At 59.6% G+C, this 22,513-nt stretch carries 18 protein-coding genes; 6 read left to right on the top strand and 12 right to left on the bottom strand.

Features of this window, described 5'->3' with window-relative positions; genetic code table 11:
* The first annotated feature begins 31 nt into the window (after positions 1-31).
* The 6 genes from ACR0IP_RS12600 (at position 32) to ACR0IP_RS12575 (ending at position 9,643) form a co-directional block, all read left to right on the top strand.
* Positions 32-1,396, top strand: a complete 1,365-nt coding sequence (locus ACR0IP_RS12600; RefSeq protein WP_480525900.1) for a CmpA/NrtA family ABC transporter substrate-binding protein — start codon at positions 32-34, stop codon at positions 1,394-1,396.
* Positions 1,397-1,467: 71 nt separating this feature from the next.
* Positions 1,468-2,550, top strand: coding sequence for an ABC transporter permease (locus tag ACR0IP_RS12595; protein ID WP_170378572.1), 1,083 nt, complete (start codon positions 1,468-1,470; stop codon positions 2,548-2,550).
* A gap of 5 nt (positions 2,551-2,555) precedes the next feature.
* Positions 2,556-4,235: an ABC transporter ATP-binding protein gene (locus ACR0IP_RS12590; RefSeq protein ID WP_480525898.1), complete on the top strand. Its 1,680-nt coding sequence runs from the start codon at positions 2,556-2,558 to the stop codon at positions 4,233-4,235.
* A 4-nt stretch (positions 4,236-4,239) separates the two neighbouring features.
* Complete coding sequence (nirB, locus tag ACR0IP_RS12585) at positions 4,240-6,675, top strand: nitrite reductase large subunit NirB (RefSeq protein ID WP_480525897.1); 2,436 nt, start codon at positions 4,240-4,242, stop codon at positions 6,673-6,675.
* A complete protein-coding gene (gene nirD / locus ACR0IP_RS12580; RefSeq protein WP_170689045.1) occupies positions 6,672-7,004 on the top strand; it encodes a nitrite reductase small subunit NirD in 333 nt (110 codons plus the stop codon). The genes nirB and nirD overlap by 4 nt, the downstream gene beginning before the upstream one ends.
* Positions 7,004-9,643: a nitrate reductase gene (locus ACR0IP_RS12575; RefSeq protein ID WP_170378580.1), complete on the top strand. Its 2,640-nt coding sequence runs from the start codon at positions 7,004-7,006 to the stop codon at positions 9,641-9,643. The genes nirD and ACR0IP_RS12575 overlap by 1 nt, the downstream gene beginning before the upstream one ends.
* Before the next feature lie 140 nt (positions 9,644-9,783).
* Here ACR0IP_RS12575 and glnT read toward each other — a convergent pair whose 3' ends face one another.
* The 12 genes from glnT to ACR0IP_RS12515 form a co-directional block, all read right to left on the bottom strand.
* Complete coding sequence (gene glnT, locus ACR0IP_RS12570) at positions 9,784-11,112, bottom strand: type III glutamate--ammonia ligase (RefSeq protein WP_480525895.1); 1,329 nt, start codon at positions 11,110-11,112, stop codon at positions 9,784-9,786.
* Between the two features lie 81 nt (positions 11,113-11,193).
* Entirely contained in the window at positions 11,194-12,522 is a 1,329-nt protein-coding gene (locus ACR0IP_RS12565; RefSeq protein ID WP_480526115.1) for an FMN-binding glutamate synthase family protein, read from the bottom strand.
* Between the two features lie 20 nt (positions 12,523-12,542).
* Positions 12,543-13,226: a protein GlxC gene (locus tag ACR0IP_RS12560; RefSeq protein WP_480525893.1), complete on the bottom strand. Its 684-nt coding sequence runs from the start codon at positions 13,224-13,226 to the stop codon at positions 12,543-12,545.
* Position 13,227: 1 nt separating this feature from the next.
* Positions 13,228-14,151 carry a class II glutamine amidotransferase gene (locus ACR0IP_RS12555; RefSeq protein ID WP_480525891.1) on the bottom strand — a complete coding sequence of 308 codons (924 nt, stop codon included), beginning with the start codon at positions 14,149-14,151 and terminating at the stop codon, positions 13,228-13,230.
* Between the two features lie 205 nt (positions 14,152-14,356).
* Positions 14,357-14,980, bottom strand: a complete 624-nt coding sequence (locus ACR0IP_RS12550) for a helix-turn-helix domain-containing protein (protein ID WP_170658999.1) — start codon at positions 14,978-14,980, stop codon at positions 14,357-14,359.
* A gap of 259 nt (positions 14,981-15,239) precedes the next feature.
* The gene (gene mvaD, locus ACR0IP_RS12545) at positions 15,240-16,244 is read right to left on the bottom strand and encodes a diphosphomevalonate decarboxylase (protein WP_480525889.1); all 1,005 of its coding nucleotides are present in this window, start codon (positions 16,242-16,244) and stop codon (positions 15,240-15,242) included.
* A complete protein-coding gene (locus tag ACR0IP_RS12540) occupies positions 16,237-17,139 on the bottom strand; it encodes a mevalonate kinase family protein (protein WP_480525887.1) in 903 nt (300 codons plus the stop codon). The genes mvaD and ACR0IP_RS12540 overlap by 8 nt, the downstream gene beginning before the upstream one ends.
* Complete coding sequence (locus tag ACR0IP_RS12535) at positions 17,136-18,266, bottom strand: mevalonate kinase family protein (protein WP_480525885.1); 1,131 nt, start codon at positions 18,264-18,266, stop codon at positions 17,136-17,138. The genes ACR0IP_RS12540 and ACR0IP_RS12535 overlap by 4 nt, the downstream gene beginning before the upstream one ends.
* Positions 18,250-19,416 carry a hydroxymethylglutaryl-CoA synthase gene (locus ACR0IP_RS12530; RefSeq protein ID WP_480525883.1) on the bottom strand — a complete coding sequence of 389 codons (1,167 nt, stop codon included), beginning with the start codon at positions 19,414-19,416 and terminating at the stop codon, positions 18,250-18,252. The genes ACR0IP_RS12535 and ACR0IP_RS12530 overlap by 17 nt, the downstream gene beginning before the upstream one ends.
* A complete protein-coding gene (gene fni, locus ACR0IP_RS12525; RefSeq protein ID WP_480525881.1) occupies positions 19,410-20,480 on the bottom strand; it encodes a type 2 isopentenyl-diphosphate Delta-isomerase in 1,071 nt (356 codons plus the stop codon). Before fni ends, ACR0IP_RS12530 begins: the two co-directional genes overlap by 7 nt.
* Positions 20,477-21,511, bottom strand: a complete 1,035-nt coding sequence (locus ACR0IP_RS12520) for a hydroxymethylglutaryl-CoA reductase (RefSeq protein ID WP_480525879.1) — start codon at positions 21,509-21,511, stop codon at positions 20,477-20,479. The genes fni and ACR0IP_RS12520 overlap by 4 nt, the downstream gene beginning before the upstream one ends.
* Before the next feature lie 182 nt (positions 21,512-21,693).
* Positions 21,694-22,452 (bottom strand): NAD(P)-binding domain-containing protein, encoded by a 759-nt coding sequence (locus ACR0IP_RS12515; protein ID WP_480525877.1) that lies wholly within the window; start codon positions 22,450-22,452, stop codon positions 21,694-21,696.
* Between the last annotated feature and the right edge of the window lie 61 nt (positions 22,453-22,513).

Genomic DNA, 22,513 nt, shown 5'->3' with positions numbered 1-22,513 from the left:
ACGCGATTGGGCTGAACCGAAAGGGATCGAGATGAAAAAGCTACTTCTGGGCCTTATTGCGTCTACCGCGCTTGCCTCTCCGGCATTGGCCGAGCTGGAACTGGAAAAAGACGAGCTGACCTTTGGCTTTATCAAACTGACGGATATGGCCCCGTTGGCCGTCGCCTACGAACAGGGCTACTTCCTCGAAGAGGGTCTGTTCGTGACGTTGGAAGCGCAAGCCAACTGGAAAGTGCTGCTAGACGGCGTGATCGGCGGGCAGCTGGACGGCGCGCATATGCTGGCGGGTCAGCCTTTGGCGGCGACCATCGGATACGGGACCGAAGCCCATATCATCACGCCTTTCTCGATGGACCTGAACGGCAATGGCATCACCGTCTCGAACGAGATTTGGGAAGAAATGAAGCCCAATATCCCAAAGATGGATGACGGTCGCCCGCAGCACCCGATTAGTGCTGAGGCCTTGGCACCGGTCGTTGAGAAATACAAGTCCGAAGGCAAGCCGTTCAACATGGGCATGGTCTTCCCAGTTTCGACCCATAACTACGAGCTGCGCTACTGGCTAGCCGCTGGTGGTCTGCATCCGGGGTATTACAGCCCCGAAAACGTGACCGGTCAGATCGGCGCGGACGTCTTTCTATCTGTGACGCCTCCGCCGCAAATGCCCGCCACTTTGGAGGCCGGTACGATCTATGGCTATTGCGTGGGCGAGCCGTGGAACCAACAGGCCGTTTTCAAAGGCATCGGTGTTCCCGTCATCACCGACTATGAGCTGTGGAAGAACAACCCTGAAAAGGTCTTCGGCATCACAGCCGAGTTCGCCGAAGAGTACCCAAACACCACTCTGGCCGTGACCAAGGCGCTGATCCGCGCGGCACAGTGGCTGGATGAAAACGACAACGCCAACCGCCCCGAGGCGGTCGAGATCCTCAGCCGCCCGGAATATGTGGGCGCGGATTATGACGTCATCGCCAACTCGATGACCGGCACGTTCGAATATGAAAAAGGCGACAAACGCGAGGTTCCCGATTTCAACGTGTTCTTCCGCTACAATGCGACCTACCCGTTCTACTCGGACGCGGTTTGGTACCTGACCCAGATGCGCCGCTGGGGTCAGATCGCCGAGGCCAAGCCCGACAGCTGGTATGACGAAGTCGCCAAGTCGGTCTACAAGCCCGAGATCTACCTTGAGGCCGCGCGCTTGCTGGTCGACGAAGGGCTGGCGAACGAGGCTGATTTCCCGTGGGACAGCGACGGCTACAAAGCACCGACTCCGGCCGAAGATATCATCGACGGCATCGCTTATGACGGCCGCACTCCCAACGCCTATCTCGAAAGCCTCTCCATCGGTTTGAAAGACGGTCAGACGATCGTCGGCTCGGACGTGCAAGGCTAATCCCGAAAACCTGCGCCCGGCCTCGTCGGGCGCGGACCCCAAAGTGCCCCGCCATCGCAAGGACACATCAGATGACAACGGTCGATCCCGAATTCAACGCAGACGCCGCCCGCGAGGAACGTCGCGCCCGCCTTTTCACCCGCATCAACGCAGCCGACAAGTGGTTCCAGGTGTTGGGCCTCAGCTGGGCTACGCCCGTCCTAAAGGCCGCCGCAGGAGACAACCCACGCGCCCAGATGACCGAGATTTGGCGATTGTTGATCGTTCCCCTGCTGTCGATCTGTGCCTTTCTGCTGCTCTGGGCCACGCTGGCCCCGAAAGTACAGACTTCGCTTGGTGCGGTCCCCGGACCCGCGCAGGTTTGGAGCGAAATGGTCAGCCTGAACGAAGACGCACAGGCCAAGGCCGCCAAGCGCGCCAAATTCGAAGCGATGGTCGAAAAGCGCAACCAAAAGTTCATTGATGCCGGTCAGCCCGAAAAGGTGAAGGAAGTCGCCTTTACCGGGGCGCCCTCCTACTACCAGCAAATCTGGACCTCGATCAAAACGGTGTTTTTCGGCTTTCTCATCGCCACAGTGGTCGCCGTGCCGCTTGGCATTGCCGCCGGTCTGTCTCCGACCGCCAATGCTGCGCTGAACCCGCTGATCCAGATCTTCAAACCGGTGTCTCCGCTGGCCTGGTTGCCGATCGTCACCATGATCGTCTCAGCCGTTTACGTCACAAATGACGGCTGGTTCGCCAAGTCTTTCCTGATCTCTGCGATAACCGTCACCCTGTGTTCGCTGTGGCCCACGCTGATCAATACATCGCTGGGTGTAGCCTCCATCGACAAGGACCTAGTGAATGTCTCCAAGGTGTTGAAAATGAACACCTATACCAAGATCACCAAACTGGTGCTGCCCTCTGCCCTGCCGCTGATCTTCACAGGCCTGCGCCTGTCGCTGGGCGTCGGCTGGATGGTTCTGATCGCCGCGGAAATGCTGGCGCAGAACCCCGGTCTGGGCAAGTTTGTCTGGGATGAGTTCCAGAATGGCTCGTCCAGCTCGCTCGCCAAGATCATGGTCGCAGTATTCACCATCGGCATCATCGGCTTCCTGCTGGATCGCGTGATGTACGCGCTTCAATCCTTGTTTACCTTCACAAACAACCGGTGATCGAGATGAGCATTCTGAGCTTCAAGAACGCCTCGAAATCCTTCGGTGAAGGCACCGCACGCACCGATGTGCTGAAAGGCATCGACCTTAACTTGCAAGAGGGTGAGTTTCTGGTGATCCTCGGCTTCTCGGGCACTGGCAAGACGACCCTGATCAACCTGATGGCCGGTCTGGATACGCCAACCAAGGGCGAGGTCACGTTCAAAGGTACTCCGATCAAGGGGCCGGGCCCTGAGCGTGGCGTGATCTTCCAGAACTACTCGCTGATGCCATGGCTGACGGTCAGCGGCAATGTGGGGCTGGCCGTGGATACGGTCTTTCCCGGCCTCAGCAGGGCCGAGAAAGCCGAGAAAGTGGCGCATTACGTCAAGATGGTGGGTCTCAGCCATGCCGCGACGCGTCGCCCGGCGGAGTTGTCGGGCGGGATGCGCCAACGGGTCAACGTGGCGCGCGCTTTGTCGATGAACCCCGAAGTTCTGCTGCTGGATGAGCCTTTGTCGGCGCTTGACGCGCTCACCCGCGCCAATCTGGCGGATGAGATCGAACACATCTGGGAAACCGACAAGAAGACCTGTGTCCTTATCACCAATGACGTGGATGAGGCGATCATTCTGGCCGACCGGATTATCGCTTTGAACCCTGATGGCACACTGGGGCAGGAATTCCGCGTGTCGATCCCGCGCCCACGCGATCGGGGTGCGATGAACAACGATGAGACCTTCAAACGCCTCCGCGCCGACGTCACCAAGTACCTGATGGATGTTGGGATCGAGGCCAAGGTCGAAGGCTCTCGTATCCTGCCGGATGTCACCCCAATCCACGGCGTTCCAACGGCAGTGGCCGAGGCGCAAAAGGGGATGATCGAGAACCGTTTCCTCGACTTCTCGCAATTGCACAAGGTGTATCCGACGCCCAAAGGCCCTCTGACCGTGGTCGAGGATTTCGACCTGAAGATCGACAAGGGTGAGTTCATCTCTCTGATCGGCCATTCGGGTTGTGGCAAGTCCACGGTTTTGACCATGGCGGCAGGGCTAAACGACATCTCAAAAGGCGCGATCAAGTTGGATGGCCGCCACGTCGAAGGGGCCGACCCGGAACGCGCGGTGGTGTTCCAATCGCCCAACCTGTTCCCTTGGCTCAGCGCCAAGGAAAATGTCGCGATTGGCGTCGACAAGGTCTATCCCAAAGCCAGCATGGCCGAGCGGCAGGACGTGGTGGAGTACTATCTGGAACGCGTCGGACTGGCTGACGCGATGGACAAATCTGCCTCGGATCTCTCGAACGGTATGAAGCAACGCGTCGGTATTGCCCGCGCCTTCGCACTGTCGCCCAAACTTCTGCTGCTGGACGAGCCCTTCGGCATGCTCGACAGCCTTACGCGCTGGGAATTGCAGGAAGTCCTGATGGAGGTCTGGTCCCGCACCAAGGTCACAGCAATCTGTGTGACCCATGACGTGGATGAGGCGATCCTGCTGGCCGACCGCGTGGTTATGATGACCAACGGCCCGCAGGCCACAATCGGCAAGATCACCAAGGTCGAACTGCCGCGTCCGCGGACGCGCAAAGCGCTGCTCGAGCACCCGGATTACTACGCCTACCGGCAGGAGGTCCTCGATTTCCTCGAAGAATACGAACACGGCGCCAAGCCTAAAACACCCGCCCCCAAGGCGATTGCAGCGGAGTGAAATCATGAAGCAAAGACTTGTTGTCATTGGCGCTGGGATGGCCTCGGGCCGGGTGCTGGAGCACCTGACCGACGCCGCGCCGGATGCGTTCGACATCACCCTGTTCAACGCCGAGCCGCGCGGGAACTACAACCGCATCATGCTCAGCCCGGTTCTTTCGGGCGAGAAAACCTATGAAGAGATCGTCACCCATGACAACGCTTGGTATGCCCAACGCGGCATCTCCTGCCGCTTTGGCGAGCAGGTTGCCAAGATCGACCGTGAGATGAAGGTGGTCGAGGGTCAGAACGGCCACGTTCCTTACGACAAGCTGGTGATTGCCACCGGGTCGAACCCGTTCATGATCCCTTTGCCGGGGTATGATCTGGAGGGTGTGATTGCCTATCGCGATCTGGAAGACACCCAGCGGATGATGGGTATGGGTTCGGGCAACAAGGTCGTCGTCATCGGCGGCGGCCTACTGGGGCTTGAGGCCGCTGCTGGCATGGCCGCGCACGGAGTCGACGTGACCGTCGTGCACATCATGGGTCACCTGATGGAGCGTCAGCTGGACGAAGCCGCAGGCTATCTGCTGAAGAAGTCGCTGGAAGACAAAGGCATCAAGATTTGCCTGCAGGCGAACTCGAAAGAAATCCTCGGGCAAGATGGCAAAGTCCGCGCGCTGCTTCTGGACGACGGGACCGAATTGCCCTGTGACCTGTTGGTCATGGCCGTGGGGATCCGCCCGAACACGGCGCTGGCGCAAGAGGCCGGTCTGGCCATCGGGCGCGGTATCCATGTGGATGACCAGATGCTGACCTCGGACCCGGATATCTACGCGGTGGGCGAATGCGTCGAACATGACGGGGCGGTCTTTGGCCTAGTCGCGCCGCTCTATGATCAGGCGAAAGTGGCGGCGCAGGCGCTGTTGGGCGAAGAGGCTGCGTTTGTTCAAAAAACCCTCTCGACCAAGTTGAAGGTCACCGGCTGCGATTTGTTCAGCGCGGGCGATTTCGCGGATGGGCCTGGACGCGAGGATATCGTATTCCGCGACCCCTCGCGCGGGGTCTACAAGCGGCTGGTCATCGAAGAAAATTGTCTGGTCGGCGCGGTCATGTATGGCGACACTGCCGATGGCAGTTGGTTCTTCGGCCTGATCAAGGACGGCACCAGGATCGAAGACATGCGCGAGACGCTGATCTTCGGGCCTGCCTACCAGGGGGGCGACACTGCGGACCCTCTTTCAGCCGTTGCAGCATTGCCGCCTGAGGCGGAAATTTGCGGCTGCAACGGCGTATGCAAAGGTGACATTGTCGAGGCGATCAACGCAGGTGCCAGCGATCTGGGCGCCGTGCGAGCAAGCACCAAAGCCAGCGCCTCGTGCGGGACATGCACGGGGCTGGTTGAGCAAGTTTTGCAGGTCACTCTGGGTGATGAGTTCCAAATGCCAACGGCGCAACCGATTTGCGGCTGCACCGATCTGACGCATGAGGATGTACGACGTCTGATCAAAGGGCAGGAGCTGAAAAGCCAGGCCGCTGTCTGGCAGGAGCTGGGCTGGACAACGCCGAATGGCTGCCATGTCTGCCGCCCTGCAATCAACTATTACCTTCTGGCCGACTGGCCGCTGGAATACCAAGACGACCCGCAAAGCCGCTTCGTCAACGAACGCAAGCACGCCAACATCCAAAAGGACGGCACTTTTAGCGTTGTCCCGCGTATGTGGGGAGGCATCACCACCCCCGAAGAATTGCGTGCCATCGCGGATGCAGCGGACAAATACGATGTGCCGACGGTCAAGGTTACCGGCGGTCAACGCATCGACCTTCTCGGCGTGAAGGGCGAGGATCTGCCCGCCATCTGGTCGGATCTGAACCAGGCTGGACTGGTCTCAGGCCACGCCTATTCCAAAGGCCTGCGTACCGTCAAAACCTGTGTCGGCACCGATCATTGCCGCTTTGGCACGCAAGACAGTACAGGTCTCGGCATCAAGCTTGAGAAAATCCTTTGGGGGTCGTGGACACCGCACAAGTTGAAACTGGCGGTGTCGGGTTGCCCGCGCAACTGCGCCGAGGCGACCTGCAAGGATATCGGTGTAGTCTGCGTGGACTCAGGGTACCAGATCAGCATCGGCGGAGCCGCTGGTATGGACGTCAAAGAGACCGAATTACTCTGTCAGGTCTCCACCGAAGACGAAGCGATCCAGGTCGTGATGGCCGTCACACAGGCCTATCGCGAAGGCGGCAAGTATTTGGACCGTTTGTATAAATGGTTGGACAAGGTCGGCATGGACTGGGTCAAGGCTCAGGTCGTGGAGGACCGGGAGAACCGTGCCGCTCTGGTCGAACGGTTCGAACTGTCCCAAAGCATCTACCGCAAGGACCCGTGGGCGGAACACGTAAAGGACAAGGCGCAGACCTATGCGCCGATCGCAGATTTCACACTGGAGGCCGCGGAATGAGCTGGATCGACATCGGACATATCGACGACATTCCCCTGCGTGGCGCGCGTTTGGTGAAAACGCATATCGGCTGTATCGCGGTCTTCCGCACCGCCGAGGCCGAAGTCTTCGCCGCCACCAACAGCTGCCCCCACAAAGGCGGGCCGCTGTCCGAAGGGATCGTGCATGGGCAATCGGTCACCTGCCCCCTGCACAACTGGGTTTTCGACCTGAACACCGGCCAGGCACAGGGCGCTGACGAGGGGCAGATCGCCACCTATCCAGTGCGTCTCGAAGGCGGGCGTATCTTGTTGGATGCCAGCACAGTCTCTCACCGGAGCGCCGCCTGATGGACGGCACTGGCCTGCCCGAGGTCCGCTCGACCTGCGCTTATTGCGGGGTCGGCTGTGGCGTCCTGCTGCGCCCCGACGGGGCCGGAGGGCTGGCTGTACGTGGTGACCCGGACCACCCGGCCAATCATGGTCGGCTCTGTTCCAAGGGTTTGGCTTTGGGTGAGACCGTTGGCTTGGACCACCGGCTGCGAAACCCGCGCGCGTTTGGTCAGGATGTCGGCTGGGACTACGCCCTTCAACTGGTCGCGGATCGGTTCTCAGCGGCGATCAAGGCGCACGGGCCGGACAGTGTTGCCTTCTACGTCTCGGGGCAATTGCTGACCGAGGACTACTATGTCGCCAACAAGCTGATGAAGGGATTCATCGGTTCAGCGAATATCGACACCAATTCGCGGCTCTGCATGGCGTCCACCGTCGCCGGGCACAAACGCGCTTTTGGCACCGATACCGTGCCCGGAACCTATGAGGATCTGGATCAGGCCGATCTGGTTGTTCTTGTCGGATCGAACCTCGCTTGGTGCCATCCGGTTCTCTATCAACGGCTCATGGCGGCACGTCAAGCGCGTGGGACCCGGATCATTGTGATCGACCCGCGCAGAACGGCAAGTTGCGATCAGGCCGATCTGCATCTACCGCTGGCACCGGGCGGCGACGTGGCCGTGTTCAACCATCTGCTTGGCCGCATTCACGAAACCGGACAGGTCGACGCGGGTTTTCTGAGCCATACGACAGGGTTCACGGACGCACTGGCCGCTGCGCAAAAGGACGACCCAAGGGCGACAGGTCTGGATCAAAAAGACCTCGACGCCTTCTGTGACATGTGGATCGGGACCGAGCGCGTGGTCACGATCTTCAGCCAGGGTGTCAATCAATCCTCGAGCGGGACGGATAAGGTCAACGCGATCCTGAATTGCCATCTGGCCGCGGGCCGAATCGGTCGACCCGGCATGGGGCCGTTTTCCGTCACTGGGCAGCCGAACGCCATGGGTGGGAGAGAAGTCGGTGGCCTAGCCAATATGCTAGCCTGTCATCTGGACATCGAAAACGAAAGCCACCGCACGGCGGTTCAGAAGTTCTGGGCCGCACCAAATATGCCCAAGAAACCGGGGCTGAAAGCCGTCGACCTGTTTCGAGAGATTGAGAAGGGGCAGATCAAAGCCCTTTGGGTGATCCATACCAACCCCGCCGTCACCATGCCCGAGGCCGACCGGGTGCAGGCCGCCATCAAAGCCTGCCCCTTCACGGTTGTCAGCGACCTGACCGAATACACAGACACCGCCCGCGTCGCAGATGTGGTGTTGCCCGCAGCTGGATGGGCCGAGAAAAGCGGCACCGTTACCAACTCGGACCGCACGATCAGCCGCCAGCGCGCCGTCCTGACTCCTCCGGGCAATGCGCGGGCCGATTGGGACATCCTCGCGGAGGTGGGCCGCCGTATGGGGTGGCAAGAGGCGTTCAATTATACCTCGCCTGCGCAGGTTTTCCGCGAATACGCTGCCCTGTCATTGGTGGCCAAACCCTTTGGGCGCGATTTCGACATCTCTGGATATGCTGACTTGTCGGACGACGACTATGCCGAGCTGCAACCAACCCGCTGGCCGGTGACGCCTGACGGCACTGGAGGGAGGTTCTTTGGCGACGGGCAGTTCTTCCACCCTGACGGCAAAGCCCGCCTGATCCCGGTCAGCCACAGACCGCCCGAGGCGAAGGCCTCGGACCGCTACCCGTTCCTTCTGAACACCGGGCGTACACGGGACCAATGGCACACCATGACCCGCACTGGCCTGTCACCGCGCCTGTCGTCGCACCTTGCTGAGCCTTTCATTGAGGTTCACCCGGATGATGCGGATCGTCTCGGGCTAGACCCCGACAGCTTGGTCGAGGTCAAGAGCGCGGTCGGGGCATGTATCTTCCGGTTAAAGACATCCGATGCCGTCGCGCCCGGGCAGGTGTTCGCGCCGATCCACTGGACGGGTGAAACAGCCCCCTCGGCCCGTGTCGATGCATTGATACCCGGCGTTACTGACCCGGTATCAGGCCAACCCGAAAGCAAAGCCGCCGCAGTGTCCCTGCACCCCATGAAGGCGGGTTGGTACGGTTTTGCAGTCTCCGCGACACCTCCGTCACCGTCGGCAGAGTATCGGGCAACGGCGAAAACCGAAAGCGGCTACAGAACAGAGCTGGCGGGCTATGAGATGCCCTCCGACTGGGAGAAGACGGCCCGAGACTGGTTCCAACTACCGGACGCCCTGTCCACATCGGTCGAAGATCCCAAACGAGGGTTGTTCAGGATAGCACTGTCAGACGGTCCGTGCGTTCTTGCCGTTCTCTATGTATCTCGAGAACCTGTGACCTTAATGAGGGAGTATCTTGCAACCCTGCCCGATGCCGAGCCTCATCAGCTCCTGTCCGGGCGGTCTGCCAATGGTGTCGAAGATGGCGGGCCGATCGTCTGCTCCTGTTTCGGGGTCGGACTCAATACGATCGTCCGGGCCATCGGCACCCAGAACATCGGTGATGTCGATGAAATCGGCAGGCTATTGCAGGCGGGTACAAACTGTGGCTCATGCCGCCCGGAACTGTCAGGATTGCTCGACAAGCATTCGGTCCCGGTTTTGCAGGACGTCGAACTTTAGGCGCGGGATCTATTCTGGGTCCTCAGATACCGCCAAATTCCGGGCACGCAGATCGGCATGTTTGGCGCATGGTCCTGCGCGCTTACGCCATGGTCAAAAAGACCGAGGCCGCAGCACTCGCTGCGGCCTCTTTTTTGCTCTCAGATATCGAGCGTGTGCTGTTTTTCCCAGTTCGAGAAATGAGACACAAACGAGTTCCATTCCTGATGCTTCATCTTCAGGAAAGCGCTGGAGAACTCCTGCCCCATCATCTCTTTCAATTCGGCGTCCTTGTCGAATTCGCGCAGGCCGTCGAGCATGTTCAGCGGCAATTTGGGCGCGTCGGTGACAGTGTGGCCTTCGGCATACATGTCGATGTCATAACGCGGTCCCGGATCAGCCTTGGTGCGGATGCCCGACAGACCAGCGGCAATGATCACTGCCTGCAGCAGATACGGGTTCGCCGCCCCATCGGGCAGGCGCAGTTCGAACCGGCCCGGGCCGGGGACGCGCACCATATGAGTTCGGTTGTTTCCTGTCCATGTCACCGTGTTGGGCGCCCATGTGGCCCCCGACATGGTGCGCGGCGCGTTGATGCGCTTGTAGCTGTTCACCGTCGGGTTGGTGATCGCCGCAAGCGCGCTGGCATGCTTCATGATGCCACCGAGGAAGTACTTGCCCTGCTCGCCCAGCCCAACCTCTCCGGTCGGGCCGTCGCCTTCGCCAGCAAAAACGTTGGTCTTCGCATCCGCACCCGGCGCGTCCCAGACCGAGATATGGGCGTGGCAGCCATTGCCCGTCAGCCCCTCGACCGGTTTGGGCATGAAGGTGGCACGCAGCCCATGCTTCTCGGCCACGGATTTGGTCATGAACTTGAAGAAGGAATGCTTGTCGGCGGTTCTCAGAACATCATCGAATTCCCAATTCATCTCGAACTGGCCATTGGCGTCCTCGTGGTCGTTCTGATACGGGCCCCAGCCAAGGTCCAACATGTAGTCGCAGATCTCGCGCACCACGTCATAGCGGCGCATTACAGCCTGCTGGTCATAACAGGGCTTTTCCGCAGTATCGAACGGGTCGCTGATCTGTTCGCCATCGGGGGTCAGCAGGAAGAACTCAGCTTCGATGCCGGTTTTTACATGCAGGCCCATCTCGGCGGCCTCGTCGATCAGGCGGCGTAGCACGTTGCGTGGGGCCTGGGCCACATCCTGCCCCTCCATCACGCAATTGCCTGCGACCCAAGCGACCTCGGGCTTCCATGGCAGTTGGATCACCGAGGACGGGTCTGGCACCGCCAGCATGTCGGGATGCGCGGGGGTCATATCCAGCCACGTGGCGAACCCGGCAAAACCGGCGCCCTCTTCCTGCATGTCGGCAATGGCTTGTGCGGGAACCAGTTTGGCCCGCTGTCCACCGAATAGATCGGTGAAAGATATCATGAAGTATTTAACGCCTTTTTCCTTGGCGAAAGCTGCCAGATCTATCGTCATGGTCGGCCTTCCTTTCCCTGTTTATCAATCCCAATAGAAGAAAGGCGCAGCCCCGTGGGACCGCGCCTTTCGAATGTCAGATCAGAACCCGGCCTTGCCCGGATACCAGTCGGTGCCTGCAAGGGGCACTTTTGCCATCGCAGCCGCCTCCATAGTCAGGGCACACAAGTCCTCGGGTTCCAGATTGTGCAAGTGATTGTGACCGCAGGCCCGCGCGATGGTCTGCGCCTCAAGCGTCATGACCTTCAGGTAGTTGCGCAGCCGTCGCCCGGCATCAACCGGGTCAAGACGCGCGGCAAGCTCGGGGTCCTGAGTGGTGATGCCCGCGGGGTCCTTCCCTTCATGCCAGTCGTCATAGGCCCCCGTTGTGGTGCCCAGCTTTTCATACTCGGCTTCCCATTTCGGGTCGTTATCGCCAAGGGCAACCAGAGCCGCCGTGCCAATCGCCACCGCATCCGCGCCTAGCGCCATCGCTTTGGCCACATCCGCCCCGGTACGGATACCGCCCGAGATCACAAGCTGAACCTCGCGATGCACCCCCAAATCCTGCAGCGCCTGCACTGCGGGTCGGATACAGGCCAGCGTCGGAATGCCCACATGTTCGATGAACACATCCTGCGTGGCCGCCGTACCGCCCTGCATCCCGTCCATGACAACCACATCGGCCCCGGCCTTCACCGCCAAAGCCGTGTCGTAATAGGGCCGCGTCGCGCCGACCTTGACGTAGATTGGCACCTGCCAGTTGGTGATCTCACGCAGTTCGAGAATCTTGATCTCAAGATCATCCGGCCCGGTCCAGTCCGGGTGTCGGCAGGCCGAGCGCTGGTCGATCCCTTTGGGCAAGGTCCGCATTTCGGCCACGCGGTCGCTGATCTTCTGACCCAGAAGCATGCCGCCTCCGCCGGGTTTGGCCCCCTGCCCCACCACGATCTCGATCGCGTCAGCCTTGCGCAGGTCGTTGGGGTTCATGCCATAGCGCGAGGGCAGATACTGATAGACCAGCTTGCTCGAGTGGCCGCGTTCCTCGGGCGTCATGCCGCCATCGCCGGTTGTGGTCGAAGTGCCAGCCGCCGAAGCGCCGCGTCCAAGGGCCTCTTTCGCGGGGCCGGACAGCGCGCCGAAGCTCATACCTGCGATGGTGATCGGAATATCCAGCTGGATGGGGTTCTTGGCAAAACGCGTGCCCAACGTCACCGAGGTATCACAGCGTTCGCGGTAGCCCTCCAGCGGATAGCGTGAGACGGAGGCCCCCAGAAACAGCAGGTCGTCGAAATGCGGCACCTTGCGTTTGGCCCCACCGCCCCGGATATCATAGATACCAGTGGCCGCCGCGCGGCGGATTTCGGCGTTGATCGGGTTGGAAAAGGTCGCCGACTGGATCGGCACGGTGCGGGGGGTCTGATCGTCCATATCTTTCATACCCTTCATCCTTAGTAAGCGGCCGAGTTGTCGACGTCGAAGTTATACAGCTGACGGGCCGAGCCATAGCGTTTGAACTCTTCCGGCCTGGCATCGCTGCCTGCGCGGTCCAGCAGGTCCTTCAGGATCTCAAGATGTTCGGGGCGCATCTCTTTCTCGATACAGTCCGCGCCCAGGCTCTTGACCGAGCCGCGCACAAACAGCCGCGCCTCGTATAGGGAATCCCCCAGCGCGTCGCCTGCATCGCCGCAGACCACCAGATTGCCCGCCTGCGCCATGAAGGCCGACATATGGCCGATATTGCCATGCACCACGATGTCGATCCCCTTCATCGAGATCCCGCAGCGCGAGCTGGCATTGCCCTTGATCACCAGCAATCCACCGTGGCCCGTGGCCCCAGCGTACTGGCTGGCATCGCCATCGACGATGACCTGACCCGACATCATGTTCTCGGCCACGCCCGGCCCGACCGAGCCTTCGACCCGAATAGTGGCCTGCTGGTTCATGCCCGCACAGTAGTACCCGGTCGAGCCCTTCACCGTCACCTCGATCAGTGCGTCCAACCCGACCGCGATGGCGTGGCTGCCCTTGGGGTTCACCACCTGCCAGTTGGTCTGGTTGGTCTCTTTGCTCTGGTCTTGCAGGGCGGCGTTCAACCCGCGCAGGCCGTCGGCCTCAAGATCGTAGGTCTGCATTTTACGCGGCCTTTTTGTTGGGAAAGTCTGTGTGGGACCAGAAGTAGACCGTCGCCGGCTCCGGCTCCCACACGCGGGCATCTTCGATGCCGGGCAGGTTCACCAAGGCGCGGTATTCGCTGCCGAAGGCCACATATTGATCGGTTTCCGCCATGACCGCCGGTTTGCAGGCAATCGGGTCACGGACCACGCCGAACCCGTCCTTGGTGCCGACGACAAAGGTGAAGAACCCGTCCAGATCCTCAAGACTGCTTTCCAGCGCCTCACCCAGAGACGCGCCGTTCATCATTTTCCACGTCAGGTAAGCGGCGCCCACCTCGGTGTCGTTCTCAGTCTGGATATGTACTCCTTCACGGCGCAGCTTGCGCCGCAGCGAGTTATGATTGGACAGCGATCCGTTATGCACCAAACACTGGTCATCCCCAGTGTTGAACGGGTGCGCACCCATCGTGGTCACCGCTGATTCAGTGGCCATTCGCGTGTGGCCGATCCCATGCGTTCCGGTCATGCCGCTCAGCTCAAAACGAGCGGCAACATCTTTGGGCAGACCGACCTCCTTGTAGATCTCAAGGCTTTCTCCGCGGCTCATGATCCGGACGGAGGGGCGGATTTCGGCCAGCGCAGCACGCGCGGCCTCGAACTGATCGCCTGGGATATCCAGTACTGCATGGGTGTCGTTGATCGTCTGGGTCACGGACGTGTTCAGCCGTTGACCCAGCTCATCCGCCAGACTGGCAAAGTCCTGTTCGGGGTTTGCAGACTGAACGGTGACTTTCGTAGTGCCCTGAGTTGGATCGCCATAAATCGCGATACCAGCGCTGTCAGGGCCACGATCGGTCATAGTGATCAGCATATCCGTCAGCATCTCACCCAGCTTGGGCGACAGTGACTGATCCTTAAGGAATAGTCCGACAATTCCGCACATGGCAGACAGCTCTCCTTGCGTGTTTCGTTGCGCGTGTACGCTAGCAACAAAACTCGGGATCATCAATAACTAGAGGAAATGTTTTTTCCTAACAGGCAAATTTTGCCCAATTTCTGGGCGCTCACGTTTACGCACGGCAAAATAGCCCGGCCAACATAGCTGTAGGCCTAGCGAATTGATTTTCAGCACTCTGATAAAAAGCGGATCAGCTTGTCAAAGGGTAGCTGATCACCGACAGGTACCGCGCTGGCAGGCTGACCAGTCGCTCCGGTCCATGCGGCGCATCCGCGTCGAAGAACAGAGTATCACCGGGTTTCAACGGATAAACCTGCTCCCCATGGCGATAGTCCACCTCACCCTCTAGCATGTAGATCGTTTCAATCCCGCCATGCTGGAAGGTTGGGAAAACATCCGATTCCGCTGTCAGAGTGATCAGATAAGGCTCAACAATTACACCCGAACCATTAGCGCCTAAATGGCCAAGAAGGTTGTATTGGTGATGCGCCCGCGTACCTTCACGCTCTAACTCGACGCCTTCACCGGCCTTGGTGTGGACAGCGTCGCGACGTTCTTCAAAACGGCGAAAAAAGCTGGTCAGCGGAACCGACAACGCATCGGCCAGCAGTTGCAGCGTGGTTAGCGAAGGCGACGTGTTGCCGTTTTCGATCTTGGACAGCATCCCGATCGACAGGCCAGTAATCTGCGCCAACTCGGCAACAGTAGTGTTCTGTTGCTTGCGAAAGGCCCGAACCTCGCGACCGATGGCCACTTCCAGAACCTTTTCCCGGTCACCGGACCGGATCGAATGAGGATCCTGCGTGAGTTTCATAATAGAGGCTCTGTCGTTTGGGTTGGCCGTCATATCCACTGCCCTTGCTACAAGTGTTTGAGCCTGTTCGGCAAGGCGATGAGCCTGCAAGTTGGATAGCGAAGCCTTTGGTTAAAGTCTATCGCCCGCAAAACGGCAGGAAGAGCTGAGGGCATTTCCAAACTCAAACGCTTGGTGATTATGCATTAGATCGCGCGCGGTCACCTTCCAAAGCGCGACACCTAGGCAGCGGCGACCGCTCAATCTTGTGCTGTGGCTTCTATGCCTTTGACCATTCGAACGGACATATCACGCGGGCACCAGGAAACGCTTGAAAGACATCTGCCTCGGCTTCTTTCAGGAAAACCAGCTTGATATTCGCCCCCGCATCCATCGTGGCATAGGCTGCAAGTCCTTCTGTGCGGGCCTGCCACAGTCGCTGCAGGATCACCCAGCTTTGATTTGTAAGGTAAGTCAGCGCGGGGCGTGCAGCTTGCATAGTCGCATGCATGGCCAACGCATTTGCCTCGGCCGTTTGGCCTAGGGTTTCAAAGTCTCTCTCATTGATCGCTTGCTCGATGGTTTTGCAATCCCGCTCAGCCATCTCGGGCCAGCTGGAAAACAGAGGGCTGGTATCGACCGTGTGGTTCATTCCATCGCGGGACGAGTGCAGTTTCGGGCCTGTGTCCACCTCGACAATGGCAATGCGGAATTCCGGCCATACTAGCTCAAGCGGCACGCCGTGGCTGTCGCCACCGTCATCGCGCGCGCCCTTGTCCCAGCGCACAAAGCCGTGCCAGAGGGATCGGGTTGCGCTGCCGCTGCCCAATCGGGCGATCAGGCTCATGTCCTGTGCTTGCAGGTCCAAGCCGAAGCTGCCGCAGAGCGCACGGGTCAGCGCCGCAAACCCCGAGGCGGACGATGCCAAACCGGCCGCCGTCGGGATCGTGTTTCTGGTCGAGATCAGCAGTGGCACATCGCGGCCATCGCGAAACAAATCCGCAAACGCAAGCGCCTTGCGCGCGAACCCCGAGGTCGGTGGCAGAGGCTGACCGTCCAGCAAGACCTGATCCGACCCGCTCTGGGATGGCTCGACAGTTGTGTGAGACCCCCACTCTGCCAACGAGATCGACAAGGAGTTGTTGAGCGGCAGATTCAAGGCTCTGTCCCGCTTGCCCCAGTATTTCGACAACGCGATGTTGCTTGGGGCATAGGCGCTGAAGTTTTGAGCCTCGCCCGCGCCTCGCATCGCTTGGTCAATGAGGGTTTGAACGGCGTCAGTCATGTATGATCAGTCCTTCGCTGGCCAGTGTCACCGGAGTGAACCCATTTGGCGGCGCTCCCAGGGCCAGAACGCAATCGCCCAAGCCGGAGCCCGAGATCTTGGCCGCCATGACATTTTCGGCCTGTCGGGCCGATGTGATGATCCGGTTCAAGGTTTCGTCGCTCACGCCCAAATCCTCCATCCGGGTTTGATAGTTTGTCAGGGCGTCCGCGAAGGCCACCCAATCGCGGTCCTTTGCTGCATTGATGGCATGATCGGCCAAGTCACCCATATCGGCATAAAACGCTTTGAACTCGGCCTCTCTTCCGATCATCCGTTCCGCAACCTTTTGCAACACAACCGAGGTGGGGGTCTTGTATCCACAGTATCGCAGGCTGATCGTCGGAGGGTGAGGCAGTGCCACCATCTCTGGATTTGGCGGGGCGCGATAGGCCAGCATACCGCCCTGCAAGCTGGCGGCCAAATCGGCGCCACTGCCGCGGCCCTGAGTGTCCTGAATGATCTGGTAGGCCTTGGAGTGAATACCATTCAGCGGCTGACCCGTCGCAGTCAGAACGGTCCCCAGAGCGGCAATGGTCACGGCCGCAGATGACCCCAGCCCAAGCGTCGGGTCAATCTCCGACGAGATCGAGATATCCATCCCGGCGTCAATCGCATCCCTGTGCATGGCGATAGCAGCGAGGACAAACTTGTAAGGCCCCACTGCTTGCACCTGATCCAAATCGACCGTCTCTGTTTCGGCAATCTCGGAGGAGATACGCACCAATTGATCGGTGCGTGGTCGCAGCGTCACCGTTAGTCTTTGTTCAATGGCGGCCACGATGGATCTGGAGCCGTAGACGACTGCATGTTCTCCGGAAATCATGACCGATCCTGGTGCGCTGGCCCGTATCATGAATAGGCCCCGTCTGAGCTGTTTTTAGGGGCCCTGATCATCGCTGCACCTGTCAAGGCCAGACGCAACGCGGACCATTGCATCTCAGGATAGCCCGACATGAAATGGGCCATTTTTTCGTGGTCCTCCATGTGTACCAGAACCACCCCGCCAAAATCACCGCGCACAGACCCCGCGCCGCAGATTTTGGCCGCGCCGCCAATGCCTTCGATCTCTCTGATAAACGTTTGGCACAGGTCCGGCACGACACCGATCATTTCCAGAAATCGCTGGTTTTCGGAAATCGCATCGTCCGGGTCATGCCCCGAGGCGATCGCGGTCAAAAACGCGGTCGTACAGTCGCCGAAACGTTGCCAAAGGGCGTCGTTCTGCGCGTGTTCGGCCGTGACCGCACTGACGCATTCGCCTGTGGTGCTTTCGGGCCGGCCGTGCAGGACCCAATACCACCCCTTACCCGTCAGCAAACCATGATCCGGCGGTAACTCCGGTGCCGCGATACCCGTTTCGCCTGCACGCACAAGGCCGCCTCGGACAACTGCGGCGGCATCTATCGGCCCCGCGCGCCCATGCTTGAGGCGCTCGCAAAACCGGACGCGCTCATACCTTTCTTCAAGCGTTTTGGGCCGCTCCAGCAGGTTTTCAAACAACACCGTTGTTGCCGCGACGATTGCGGCAGACGACCCCATACCCGCGCCGATCGGCAGCTCTGAACGGCTTGACAGTTGTCCGGGGGCCAGTTTGCTGTTCATCGCACCAATGCCGGGAATCGCAGATCCGGGCGTCGCGAGGTTTTCATGCAACAGCGAGGCAAGCGTATAGACCGCCAGATCATCGGGACGCGTGAGGATCTTGTGGACATCCAACTCGCCGCGCGTGAATTGATCAAAGCGCTGATCCAGTGACGCTTTGAACTGAGACAACAATTTCAGAGGGTAGTATTCGCCCGAAGACAGGTTCTCGAACGCGGTCTTCAGGCCTTCGCCCAAGCCCAGCGGCTGAAACGACACCTCGGTATAGCGGGCCACGGCCATTGCCAGCGCGGGCATGCCGTACAGAACCGAATGCTCTCCGGACAGGATCAGCTTACCGGGCGCGTGGGCCCAGACTTTATCATGCGGTCCGGTCAACGTAGATGCGCTTGTTATCGTCAATGCTTGCCAATCTGTAGCGTCCTTTTGCCTCATCGGGCATGGGCGTATCTGTCCCGTCCTCGCCATTCCTCGCGTGCCATAGGGCAACATATTCATCATATGAGACGGCGGTCCGGTCCTCCAGGATTTCCCGGTGGCGGGATGCAAACAGATGATCGCGGTAGCCTTCGACCACCTTGGCATCAAAGAACTCACCGGTCGCGCCGGAGCCGTAGGAAAACAGTCCTAGGGATTTGCCCGTCAGATCACTTTCACTGTTCTCCAGCGTGGACAGGATCGCAAGGTACATCGACGCGGTATAACTGTTCCCGACCTGACGATTGTAGATCATCCCCGGTAAAGCGGCCTGCATATCGGCATCGGCTTTTGCCTCTTTCGCCAGACGCAGATGCGCCTTCTCGCCCATACGCGAGAATGGCAGGTGATAGCAGAACTGCGCAAACCCATCGTAGGGCAAGCCGCCGTTTGCCTGATAGTCGCGCCAGGACTCCACCAGCGCCCCGAGATAACGCAGCGCCGAGTACTTACCGTCAACCAAGGGTGTGCGCCGGTGGTTGGGGCGCCAAAAATCCATGATGTCTTCGGTAAACAGGCCCGAGACAGGCCCGATCTCTAACAGTGTCGGATCAGCCGTGACCAGCATCGCGACGGCTGACGCCCCTTGCGTCGCTTCACCCGAGCTGTCCAGATCATAGCGCGCGATATCCGAGGCGATCACAAGAACTTTGCGATCCGGTTTGCGCGCTACATGAGCGCAGGCCATTTGCAATGCGGCGGTGGCAGAATAGCAGGCCTGCTTCAGTTCCACATTGCGCAGGTTCGAAGGCAGCCCCAGAAGCCGCTGCACATAGATGCCTGCAGATTTGGATTGGTCGATCCCAGTTTCCGTCGCGAACAGGATGGTGTCGATCCCGTCTGCTCCGTGTTGATCAATGATCGGCTTTGCGGCCTCGGCGGCCATGGTCACAACGTCTTCGTCATGCCCCGGCATGGCGATCTTTTCCTGCCCGATCCCGCGTGAGAACTTGGCAGGGTCAATGCCGTGATGCTGGGCCAGAGTGTCCAGCGAAACAAAGCGATGAGGCGTGAAAAAGCTCATCGCGCTGATACCAGTAGAGATTACCAAAACTTTGACCTTGATCGGATCAGTGAGACATTTGCCTTCAGCTGAGATACATCTGCGCAGCCCAAAAGAAACATCGCGGTCTGAAATTCGCGACGCAACTTTTCAATTTGGCGGATGACCTGCGCGCTTGACTCCTGCGCTGCGGCCAAAAACGGAGCAGCCATTCCGCACAGATCTGCGCCCAGAATGATAGATTTGGCCATGTCCACACCGTCTCGTAAACCGCCGCTGGCGATGAGTGTTGTTGGATCGGTCTTTTTGACCAAGACGTCCCGAGTTTCAAGCAGACTTTCGACCGTCGTCAGGCCCCAATCCTGAAAAACCAACCCCAGATCGTCGTGATCGTCGGCGCGGCGGTGATATTCGATCCTGCTCCAGGAAGTACCCCCGCGACCGGCCACGTCGAAATGGCGTATACCGGCGTCATAGGCCAGCTCGACATCAGGGCCGGACAGCCCGGCACCAACCTCTTTGATCAGCACAGGCACCGGCATGTTCGACACCAGATCAGAGATCTTGCCAGACAGGTTGGAAAAGTCGCGGTCCCCTTCGACCTGCACGGCCTCTTGCAGCGGGTTGAGGTGCAGGTATAGCCCGTCTGCCTCAAGCGCCTGAACGGCCTGCAAGCAGTGGTCTGCATCTAGCCCCGCGTTCAGCTGCACTGCGCCGATATTGCCGATCAACGGTATGCTCGGCGCGGCATCGCGCAGTTGAAAACTACCCTTCGAAGCAGGATCGGCGAATAACACGCGTTGTGAGCCGACCGACATCGCCACCCTGGTCGCCTCGGCCGCCTCAGCAAGGTTGCGATTGATCCTGGCGATCTCGTCCCCGGTTCCGCCCGTCATCGACGAAATCAGCAGCGGAAAGCTGAGCGGCTTGCCCAGAAAACTTGTTCTTGTGTCGACCGCATCCAGATCCAATTCAGGCAAGGCGCGATGGGTCAGAGAGATCGCATCAAACCCGCTGCGCCCGCGTTCGACATCGGGGTCTTCCAAAACGGCGCGCAGATGGTCCAGCTTGCGCCCGGCCACGCTGCGGTCGGCGGGTTTGGGCTTGGTCATCGTTCCAGTTCCATATGGGTGCGCACCAGCTCTCCGGGATTGGTTTGCGCAGCCATCAAAGACAGCTCACCGCACAGCACCGCCCCGGCACAGATGCCAGCCAAGCGACGGGCGTTTTCACCCGCCTCGCGTTCCTCTTTGCACCCCATAAGGCGCAGGCTTTCTTCGACCTGATCATTGCCTTTTCCTGCCCCGACCGAACCAACGATCAGGTTCGGCAAGGTGCATGAGAAATACAGATCTTCACCGCGCGCTTCGCAATGAACGATGCCTTGGCTACCCTCAATGATATTCGCGGCGTCCTGACCGGTGGCCAGATAGAAGGCCAGCAGAATGTTTGCGAAATGCGCATTGGCACTGCGCAGAGATCCCGCAAGATTTCCGCCAATCAGGTTCTTTTCGAGATTAAGCGCAACCATCTGCTCGGGCGTGGTGCGCAGCATGCGCCGCAGAAGCCGACCCGGGATTTCCACTTCGGCAATGACGTATTTCCCCCGCCCCAAAAGCCCGTTCGCAGCAGATGCCTTTTTGTCAGTACACAGGTTGCCCGAGATCGACGCGTAGGCCAATTGCGGCTGGTCATCCAAGACCCAGTTCAACACCGCCTCGGCCGCCTTGGTCACCATATTGTGACCCGAGGCATCCCCGGTGGAACACTCAATTCGAATAAACAGCAAGTTCCCAGCGATCTGGCGATTCAGCTTGATCAGGCGGGCAAAGCGGCTGGTCGAGGAGATGATCTCGGCCACTTTGTCGGTCTGCGCCTCGATCCGTTGCCAGGCTTGATACGCCGAGGCCGCGTCCTTCGCCCGCACGGCGATGGAACGTGTCATCCGCTCATCAACCAGGGTGACCTGAATGCCGCCTGCATGCCGTGAAACGCCCGCACCGCGCGCGGTGGAGGGCCATAGGGGCGTTTCGAAAGTTGCCAGTGGGACGCTGACCTCACCGGACACCAGATCCCCCCTGAACAGAATCGGCCCAACCCATTGGGTTGGAAGCGGGGTCACGAACGTAGATTTGGCGCGCACCTGATTACCCTTTTCAGCTTCGGTCGACAAAAGCGTCTGATCCGATGAGGGGTATCACCAGACCAAAGGGCCAATGTCAAACCGCGAAAGCCAAACATAGCGACTGTTGCGGCGATCCCAACGGGTAAACTCATCCCGCATCAGCGACATGATGTCGTCGTGCACGCCTACAGTACGGTCAATCAGCCCTCGGATAGGCGGGCCGACAAGACCTCGATCCCTTGGACCAAATCGTCATAGGTGTTGCGATCGGCCATGTACTCTCGCAATTGCTGGTTCAGCCCGCCCGGCGTGTTTAGGGATTCGACCAGATCGGCCATCGCGTTCTCGGTCTCCATCGGCGCGGCCATGATCGACCCTCCGATCAAAAGACGCAGGAATTTCTCAGCCTCATGGGCGCTGCCGGTTTTGCGGCCCAGCCAGTCAATCCCGACGGCCAGCGATTTCGCCACCACAGACAATAGGGCCTGAGCGGCCAGAAACTCGTTGAAATCACTCTCGGACTTCATGGTGATAACGGTGTTTGAACCGCCATAAAGAGCCACAACCGTTGGTGACGCAGGATAGATAAGAACCGGAGATCCGCCCGAGGCAATGGACGGGAACGGGATCATCAGCGTTTCGAACGTGGCCGGTGCAACGAGGGCTTGAACCTGTTCCGGCGATATACCAACCATGAACGAGATCACCCGCTGGCCTTCGCGAAACCGCAGCGCGGACAGCATCGTCTCGGCCTGTTCGGCGGTCGATCCGACAAAGACCACGTCGCTGGCATCCAAAACACCCTGATTGTCAGCCACGGTCACATTGTCGAAGCGGGCCGATAGCTCGGATGAGTTGGCCCGGCTTCTTTCGCTGACAACAATGTCATGCCCATCGCTGACCAGACCTTCGGCGCAGGCCAGCGCAATGGTTCCAAACCCAAGATAGCCAAGCCTCATGTTTGCCTCCTGTTATCCGGCACGTGGTCGAGTCGCCCCGTTGATCGCCCTATTCGCCGCC

This window comes from Ruegeria sp. AL11 (assembly GCF_056540865.1).
This window is presented reverse-complemented; position numbering and strand designations above follow the sequence as displayed.